Origin of the sequence: Micromonospora sp. LOL_025, from assembly GCF_048060285.1 — a bacterium.
Taxonomy (GTDB): Bacteria; Actinomycetota; Actinomycetes; order Mycobacteriales; family Micromonosporaceae; genus Micromonospora.
In genome coordinates, this window is record NZ_JBHMIR010000163.1 from 1 (window position 1) to 234 (window position 234).

The following is a 234-nucleotide window of genomic DNA, read 5'->3' on the forward strand; positions in this document are numbered from 1 at the left end:
TACGCCATGCTCGATCCGGAGTTCCCCGATGCCCGGCTGGCGGCGATGGCCGAGGACGCCGGGCTGGCCGCGTTGGTGACCGACGAGAGCCTTGCTGGCCGGCTCGCCTGTGCGGGCCCGGTTGTGTTGGTCGATGGGGCTGCCGTGGAGGCCGGGTCGCCCATGGAGCCGCTGGTGGTGGCGGGTGATGCTGGGGATGCGGCTTGTGTGATGTTCACGTCGGGTTCGACGGGT

At 70.5% G+C, this 234-nt stretch carries 1 protein-coding gene; it reads left to right on the plus strand.

Annotated elements, in window-relative coordinates:
* Window positions 1-234: AMP-binding protein (locus ACFHW0_RS31965; RefSeq protein WP_416613350.1), on the plus strand; the 234-nt coding region annotated here is incomplete at both ends.